The following is a 7,795-nucleotide window of genomic DNA, read 5'->3' as shown; positions in this document are numbered from 1 at the left end:
GACCAGGATTGGTCCGGCGCCCTTCGCCGTTGCGTTGCATTCAGCTTTTAGCCTTCATCGACAATGCCGAACATATGAGCGGAAATATCTTGGTACTCCACGCGGGTCTTGCCCTTTTCCAGCTTCGGAAGCTGCGCCGGGGAGTGGGTGTGGCAGTGCACGAAATCGAAGGCAGGCCACCACTTCTTGGGGCGTTCGTATTCGCTGAAGCCGCAGACTTCGCAGACCAGATGAATCCACACAGGTCGTTTTCCGGTGCGGTTGGCACGCGACTGCTCCAACCAAGCTGGTGGATTGGTGTTCAGCTCACGGAATTCAGCTTCGCTCATTTTGGAAGGAATGCCGTGGCGCTTGGCCATTTCTACTGGGATATCCAACGCGATTGCCGCGTCTCTACGAGTCATCATTGACATCTAGCTTATGCCACCTGGCTAACGAGCTGGAAGGAATCCCAACGCATCTCACCGTTGAGTTAGAAAGGCTATGGGCTGAAGCACAAAAAGTGGGTGTTGAGACCACGTTTTTGCCAATTTCCGCTGGTTCCATTCGTATTTTGTGCACTGCATCACTTAGGCTATGTGAAGCATGTGTTAATCATCACAGCCCATGCATGTACCTAGACGAAGGATGACTCATGACTCGCAAGAAGAACGGGCTGCGACTTGCAGCAGCCGTTGTGGGTATCTCTGCCCTGGCTCTGACCGGCTGCACCCAAGCTGCAGACAGCGGCAATGAAGTGGGCGGCAATGGCGATGCCAGCGCCCCAATCACCCTGGGCACCACCGACAAAGTGACCTCCCTGGACCCTGCTGGATCTTACGACAACGGTTCGTTCATGGTCATGAACCAGATCTACCCATTCCTGCTCAACTCCGAGCCGGGCAGCCCGGACCCATCGATGAGCCTTGCCGAGTCCGCAGAGTTCACCACCCCGACTGAATACACGGTCAAGCTGAAGCCGGGCTTGAAGTGGGCCAACGGCCACGACCTTGACTCCAAGGACGTCAAGTTCACCTTCGACCGCCAACAGAAGATCGCGGATCCCAACGGTCCTTCTTCGCTGCTGGGCAACGTCGAGTCAATCGAGGCGCCGGATGCCACTACCGTGGTCTTCAAGCTGAAGGTCGGCAATGACCAGACCTTCCCGCAGGTGCTGACCTCCCCGGTCGGCCCGATCGTCGATGACGAGGTCTTCTCCGCAGACGCAGTCATGGACGACCAGAAGATCGTTGAGGCCAAGGCCTTCGGCGGCCAGTACGTCATTGATTCGTACAACAAGAACAACCTGATCTCCTTCAGCGCCAACGAGTCCTACCAGGGCGTCCTGGGCCCAGCGGCCAACGACAAGGCGGCGATCAAGTACTACGCTGACGCCAACAACCTGAAGCTCGAAGTCCAGGAAGGCAAGATCGACGTCGCATGGCGTTCGCTGACCCCAACCGATATCGAAGACCTGGGCAAGGACGAGAATCTGGCTGTCCACAAGGGCCCGGGTGGCGAGCTGCGCTACATTGTCTTCAACTTCGATTCCATGCCATACGGTGCCAAGACCGATGATGCTGATGAAGCGAAGTCGCTGGCCGTACGCCAGGCCACGGCACACCTGGTGGACCGCGAGGCAATCGCCAAGAACGTCTACAAGGACACCTACACCCCGGCTTACTCCTACGTGCCGCAGGGCTTCACCGGCGCCACTGAGCCGCTGAAGGACATGTACGGCACCGACGGCAAGCCGGATGCAGCCAAGGCCAAGAAGGTTCTGGAAGACGCCGGAGTGGAGACCCCGGTCAAACTCGCCCTGCAGTACAACCCGGACCACTACGGGCCGAACTCCGGTGACGAATACGCACTGGTTGAAAAGCAACTGGAAGCCGATGACCTGTTCGAGGTGGATTTGAAGTCCACCGAATGGGTGACCTACCAGAAGCAGCGCGTCTCGGATTACCCTGCCTACCAGTTGGGCTGGTTCCCTGACTACTCGGATGCGGACAACTACCTCTCGCCGTTCTTCGCCAAGGACAACTTCCTGTCTAACAACTACGACAACCCGGAAGTTGACAAGCTGATCTCTGAGCAGCGCGGCATGGCCGACGCGGCCGAGCGCACCAAGGCCATCGAAGAACTGCAGATGATGGTGGCAGAGGACTTGTCCACGCTGCCGCTGCTGCAAGGTGCCCAGGTGGCCATTGCGGGCAAGGACGTCAAGGACGTTGACAAGACCTTGGACGCTTCGTTCAAGTTCCGTCTCGGTGTGCTGAGCAAGTAATTCTGCTCTAGCCTCGCAGACACCAAACCTGAGGGGATCTGCCACGCGCCAGTCTTGGCGCACGCGGTGGATCCCCTTGGCATGTGCCGTCATTGACAGCTCAAGACGGCGCATCGCCACGCATCCTGAACTATAAGGACAGACGATGACCATCACGTCGCCACCGGGCCAAGAAACAAGCCCGCTAGCAACACCCAAACCAGCAAAGCAAAAAGGCGGGGGATTCCTCCGCTACTTGATTACCCGATTCTTGCTGATCATTCCCACTGTCTTCATCCTCATCACAGTGGTGTTCTTCCTGATGCGCGTGACCGGCGACCCGATCACCGCAGCCTTGGGCGGACGACTCACCCCGGACCAGCTGGCCCAGCGCATCCATGAAGCCGGCTACGACCGGCCGATCCTGATCCAGTACTTCGAGTACCTGGGGCAGATCTTCACCGGAGACTTGGGCCGCACCATGAGCGATAACCGCGCGGTCACCGAGGTGCTGACCACCTACGGAGCGGCCACCTTGGAACTGGCCATCAACGCCGTCCTCGTCGCACTGGTGGTCGGCATCCCGCTGGGCCTGGTTGCCGCGAAGTTCCGCGACCGCTACCCCGATGCCGTCCTGCGCATCCTGGCTATCCTTTCCTACGCCACCCCGGTCTTCTTCGCCGGCCTGCTGCTCAAGCTGATCTTCGGCGTATGGCTAGGCTGGCTGCCCATCAGCGGCCGTGCCGACTGGCAGACCGAGCTCGAACTCACCGGGTTGCAAAGCCCCACCGGCATTTACTGGCTGGATGCACTGCGCAGCGGCAATATGGAAGCGCTCGGCAATGTCACCGAGCATGCAATCCTGCCAGCATTGGCTCTGGGCCTGCTCACCGGCGGCGTGTTCCTGCGCCTGGTGCGCACCAACGCGATTGGCACGCTGGGCCGTGAATACGTGGAGGCCGGACGTTCGCGCGGCGTCAGCGAATTCCGCCTCACCACCAAGCACGCGTACCGTCCGGCGCTGATCCCGATCATCACCGTGATGGGCTTGCAGATCGCCTTGCTGCTCGGTGGCGCGGTGCTGACCGAGACCACCTTCGAATGGTCCGGCCTTGGCTTCAAGCTCGCCGAGTACCTCACCGCCCGCGACTTCGTGGCCGTGCAGGGCATTGTGGTGCTGCTGGCCATTATCGTTGCCGTCACCAACTTCATCGTTGATGTGCTGGCCGCCTTGATCGACCCGAGAGTCAGATACTAATCATGAGCACAGTTACCTTGCCCGCCTCGAACAAGTCCTGGCTCGACCGCCTCCCGGTCATCGCCCACCTGCGCATGTCCTCGGGCCTGCAGCGTGGCATGCTGATTGCCGGTCTGGCGCTCTCCGGGCTGTTCATCGTTACCGCCCTGTTCGCGCCGCTGATTGCGCCTTTCGACTTCGCGCAGTCCTCGGATGCATCCGGCGACTTCCCGCGCCAGGCAGCTCCTGACAGCAAATTCATCTGGGGCACCACCGCCACCGGCTATGACGTGTTCTCGCGAACCCTCTTCGGCGCGCAGACCGCCATCTGGGTGATCCTGGCCGCCGTGGTCATGTCCCTGTTCCTGGGTGTATTGATCGGCTTGATCTCCGGCTACCTCGGCGGCTGGTTCGACCGCATCGCCGTGGTCTTGGCCGACGCGATCTACGCGTTCCCATCCCTGCTGCTGGCCATTGTGATGTCCATCGTGATTTCGCAGGGCCAGTCCTCGCTCTTTGGCGGCGTGATGGCAGCGGCCATTTCCATCACCGTGGTGTTCATCCCGCAGTACTTCCGCGTGGTCCGCGCCGAAGTGATGCGCCTGAAGGCGGAACCCTTCGTGGAATCCGCACAGGTGATCGGTGCCAGCCCATGGCGAGTGATGTTCGCGCACCTGTTGCGCAACGCCACCCGCACCCTGCCGCTGATTTTCACGCTGAACGCCACCGAGGCATTGCTGACCCTGGCGGGCCTGGGCTTCCTGGGCTTCGGCATCGAGCCGACCAGCGCTTCGGAATGGGGCTACGACCTGAACCGCGCGATGTCCGATGCCACCAGTGGCATCTGGTGGACCGGCCTGTTCCCGGGCTTGGCCATCGTGCTCACCGTGATGGGCCTGACCCTGGTTGGCGAGTCCATGAACGACCTCAATGACCCGCGCCTGCGCCGCTTCAGCCGCAAGAAGGCCAAGCGCATCACCCAGTCCGGACAGGTAGGAGCAAGCAAATGACCAACAGCCCTATTTTCGATCCCGAGGCCAACGTCGACACACCCGATGTCTTGCGCATCGAAGACCTGAACATTGATTTCGTCACCGACGCCGGCGCAGTGCCGGCAGTGCGCGGCGTTGATTTGCAAGTCAAGGCCGGCGAGATCCTGGCCATCGTGGGCGAATCCGGCTCCGGCAAGTCCGTCACCGCTCGCACCGCCCTGGGCATCCTTGCCGAGAACGGTGCCTCGCACGGCGGGGTCTATCTCAAAGGCAAGAACATGCTCACCCTGCGCGGCCACGAGCTGCGTGCGGCTCGCGGCCGGGATGTGGCCATGGTCTTCCAAGAACCGTCCACCGCGCTGAACCCTGTGTACACCGTAGGGTGGCAGATCATGGAGGGCATCCGCGCGCACAACAGGATCTCCAGGAAGGAAGCCAAGACGCGCGCCATCGAGGCGATGCGCCAGGTCGGCATCCCGGATCCAGAGCAGCGCGTGGACTACTACCCGCACCAGTTCTCCGGTGGGCAGAAGCAGCGCGTGGTCATCGCCGCGGCGCTGGCCCTGAAGCCGGAACTGATTGTGGCCGATGAGCCAACCACCGCGTTGGATGTCACGGTGCAGGCTGAAATTCTCCAGCTGCTGCGCGGCCTGCGTGATGAGCTGGGTACCGCCATCGTCATCATCACCCACAATATGGGTGTGGTGGCCGATATCGCCGACCGCGTGATCGTGATGAACCAGGGGCAGATCGTTGAGCAAGCCCCATCCATTCAGCTCTTCGAAGCCCCTCAAGAGGAATACACCAGGTCCCTGCTGGCTGCCGTGCCGCACCTGGGGCGCGAAAGCGCCTCGGAAGGGCTAGTCGAACGTCCGAACCAGGATGCTGCATTGCTGGTGGAAGCCAAGGGCCTGAAGGTGCATTTCCCGGGCCGCTTCGGAGCGCCGGGCTTCACCGCGGTCGATGAGGTGGATCTGAAGATTCACGCCGGCGAGGTCTACGGGCTGGTGGGCGAGTCCGGTTCGGGCAAAACCACCATCGGCCGCAGTATCGCCGGATTGAACCGCATCACCGGTGGCTCGCTGAAGGTGCTGGGCTACGAGATGGCCCACTTCAAGGAACGCACCTTCAAGCCGCTGCGCGAGCAGATCGGCTTCGTGTTCCAGGATCCGGCGGCGAGCTTCAATCCGCACTTGACCGTAGGCGAGTGCGTGGCCGAGCCACTGGCCGTGCACCGCGATCTGAATCCGCTGCAGACCCGCACCAAGGTTGCCGAACTGCTTGAGGCCGTGCAGCTTCCATCCGGTTTCGCCAACCGCTACCCGCATGAACTCTCCGGCGGCCAGCGCCAGCGCGCCTCACTGGCCCGCGCCCTGGCCCTGGACCCAAAGCTGCTGATTGCCGATGAGCCAACTAGCGCATTGGACGTTTCGGTGCAGGCCAAGGTGCTGGAGCTGTTCCGCGAATTGCAGACCGAACTGGGCTTCGCGGCCCTGTTCGTCTCGCATGATCTGGCCGTGGTGGACCAACTGGCTACCTGGGTGGGCGTCTTGTTCCGCGGCAGCTTGCTGGAAGAAGGGTTGGGCTCCAAGGTCCTGGCTAACCCGCAGCATGAATACACCCAGCGGCTGATCGCCTCGCTTCCGGTCCCTGACCCGCGCGAACAGGCTCAGCGCCGCAAACTGATTGAACAGCTGAACGCATCCTGAGCAGCTGGCAATCAAGGAACCACGAGCATGCCCCGGGCACGGACATATACCGTGTCCGGGGCATGTCACCTTGTGGGTAATCCGTCATGTGAACCAGTAAACTGGTGATCATGAACGAGCCGATGAACGCTGAGACCACCCAGTCATTCGACCCGCACGCCAGCTCGTTGCAGGGCGAGGTCCAGAATGAAGTCCTCGAAGAGCTGTACGCCATCCGTGGCAGCATCGACAACTTCGATGCCCAGCTGGTCTTCCTGTTGGCCGAGCGCTTCAAGGCGACCCAGCGCGTAGGGGTTCTGAAGGCCAAGCACCAGCTGCCACCGAGCGACCCTAACCGCGAGAAGGCGCAGATCGAGCGCCTGCGCGCCCTGGCCCATGAAGCGCATCTTGATCCAGAATTCGCTGAGAAATTCTTGAATTTCGTGATCTCTGAAGTCATTCGCCACCACCAGAACATTTCTGACTCGCATAACAATGCCTGAGCAAGAACACGAGGCCGCTGAACGCCGCGACGTTCACGCCACCGCTTTCTGCCAGTTCCCGGGCACCGACCCGGCGGCCATCCATGAGGTGGTGCGCGGGGAATTAGGAGAGCCCAACCTCGCGGTCTTCCCGCAGCTGCCGGATCGTGGCGTCGGCGCCGATGCGGTAGGGCGCAGCGCCACCTTGCTGGCAGATCTAGGCTTCGATCTGCAACCGCATGGCTGGAGGATTGGTGCCAGAGACGGTATCGATGCCCGTCGTGCCCGCAGTATCCTGCGCAGTGACGAAAATCTGCTGGCTGATGTACTCGGCGCAGAAGCGAAACCTGCCCAGCGGCTCAAGCTCACCTTGCTCGGTCCGTGGACCTTGGCCGCCAGCTTGTACCTGTCGAACGGGGAGCGGGTGATCAGCGATCATGGGGCGCGCCGCGACATCATCGAGTCCTACGCCCACGGAGCCCGCGAGCATCTGGACCGCCTGGCCCGCATTACCTCGCTGGCGGATTTCACTATCCAGCTTGACGAACCGCTGCTGGGTGACGTGCTCGATGGCACGATCAGCACTGCCAGCGGATACCGGACCTTGCGTTCGATTCCACGCGCCGAAGTGCGAGGCGCCTACGCGCAGTTCTTCAAGGTGCTCGCCGGCGATGCCGAAGGCCAACAGGTCACCTCGCTGCTGAACCTGCCAACCCTGGATGAAAACTGGATTGAACGGGTGGATCTGCTGCACCAGGCCGGTGCCGGCGCGCTGGTGATCGACCCTGAAGGCATGACTCACCGCAAGTGGGAACGGGTAGCGGGGCTTGTCGAAGGTGGGGACCGCGTCTTCTTGCAGGTCCTCGCCCCCGGAACCCGGGCACCGGGTGTTGTGGAAGGGGTGAATTCCATTCTTCGTCCATGGCGCCAGCTGGGATTGGGCTTGGGGCAGCTCGGTGCACTAACCCTGATGCCGCGTGGAGATTTCTCGCGCAGCAGCTCGGCGCAGGCCATCGAGAACCTGCGACGGCTGGCCAGTTATGCCCAAGCGTTGGAGCAGACACGCGTTGATGCGTAGCTAACTGCCTGATTCCTGCCGGTCACAGCCCGAAAAGGGCGGTTGATCATGTATCTTAGGAATAGTGGGGTAG

At 61.4% G+C, this 7,795-nt stretch carries 7 protein-coding genes; 6 read left to right on the top strand and 1 reads right to left on the bottom strand.

The annotated features are described in order from the left end of the window. Positions 1-47: 47 nt before the first annotated feature. Complete coding sequence (locus ACRDT3_RS16925) at positions 48-407, bottom strand: hypothetical protein (protein ID WP_105656830.1); 360 nt, start codon at positions 405-407, stop codon at positions 48-50. A 227-nt stretch (positions 408-634) separates the two neighbouring features. Between ACRDT3_RS16925 and ACRDT3_RS16920 the strand changes: the two genes are divergently transcribed. The 6 genes from ACRDT3_RS16920 to ACRDT3_RS16895 all read left to right on the top strand — a co-directional run bounded on the left by ACRDT3_RS16920 (position 635) and on the right by ACRDT3_RS16895 (position 7,722). Further along, the gene (locus ACRDT3_RS16920; RefSeq protein ID WP_431494101.1) at positions 635-2,266 is read left to right on the top strand and encodes an ABC transporter substrate-binding protein; all 1,632 of its coding nucleotides are present in this window, start codon (positions 635-637) and stop codon (positions 2,264-2,266) included. 145 nt (positions 2,267-2,411) lie between these two features. Continuing rightward, entirely contained in the window at positions 2,412-3,503 is a 1,092-nt protein-coding gene (locus tag ACRDT3_RS16915; RefSeq protein ID WP_431494100.1) for an ABC transporter permease, read from the top strand. A gap of 2 nt (positions 3,504-3,505) precedes the next feature. Continuing rightward, positions 3,506-4,492 (top strand): ABC transporter permease, encoded by a 987-nt coding sequence (locus ACRDT3_RS16910; RefSeq protein ID WP_431494099.1) that lies wholly within the window; start codon positions 3,506-3,508, stop codon positions 4,490-4,492. After that, a complete protein-coding gene (locus ACRDT3_RS16905) occupies positions 4,489-6,183 on the top strand; it encodes a dipeptide ABC transporter ATP-binding protein (protein ID WP_431494098.1) in 1,695 nt (564 codons plus the stop codon). The genes ACRDT3_RS16910 and ACRDT3_RS16905 overlap by 4 nt, the downstream gene beginning before the upstream one ends. Positions 6,184-6,293: 110 nt before the next feature. Next, positions 6,294-6,665, top strand: a complete 372-nt coding sequence (locus ACRDT3_RS16900) for a chorismate mutase (protein ID WP_431494097.1) — start codon at positions 6,294-6,296, stop codon at positions 6,663-6,665. Beyond that, positions 6,658-7,722 (top strand): hypothetical protein, encoded by a 1,065-nt coding sequence (locus ACRDT3_RS16895; RefSeq protein WP_431494096.1) that lies wholly within the window; start codon positions 6,658-6,660, stop codon positions 7,720-7,722. The genes ACRDT3_RS16900 and ACRDT3_RS16895 overlap by 8 nt, the downstream gene beginning before the upstream one ends. Positions 7,723-7,795 lie beyond the last annotated feature (73 nt).

The sequence above is a fragment of the Glutamicibacter sp. genome (assembly GCF_050701915.1).
GTDB lineage: Bacteria > Actinomycetota > Actinomycetes > Actinomycetales > Micrococcaceae > Glutamicibacter.
Note: the sequence above shows the minus strand (reverse complement) of the source record. Positions and strands in the feature narration are given on the sequence as shown.